Raw genomic sequence first — 318 nt, 5'->3', positions numbered from 1 at the left:
GCGCAACACGCACTGGCGGCCCTCGTCCAGATGCAGGCCGGCAGCTTGCAGGGTGGGCTGGTTGGCCTGGCCATGGGAACGGCGCAACAACGCCTGGATGCGCAGGTGCAGCTCTTCAGGGTGAAAGGGTTTGCTCAGGTAATCGTCGGCGCCGGCCTGCAGGCCATCGACCCGGTCGGTGACCGCGTCACGGGCAGTGAGCACAAGTACCGGCAGGATCTCGCCCTGCTGGCGCAGGCGGCGCAGCAGCTTCAGGCCGTCTTCGTCGGGCAGACCCAGGTCGAGGATCATCACGTCGAACTTGGCGGTCTGCAGCAT

General features: G+C 66.7%; 1 protein-coding gene. It reads right to left on the bottom strand.

The window, feature by feature from the left end:
* Window positions 1–318, bottom strand: a 318-nt coding sequence (locus tag ACODSO_RS29365; RefSeq protein WP_489040118.1) for a response regulator, incomplete at both ends; no start/stop codon positions are given.

The organism is Rhodococcus sp. FG69 (assembly GCF_057808915.1).
The sequence above is the reverse complement of the archived record's forward strand: the minus strand, read 5'-3'. Positions and strand labels throughout refer to the sequence as shown.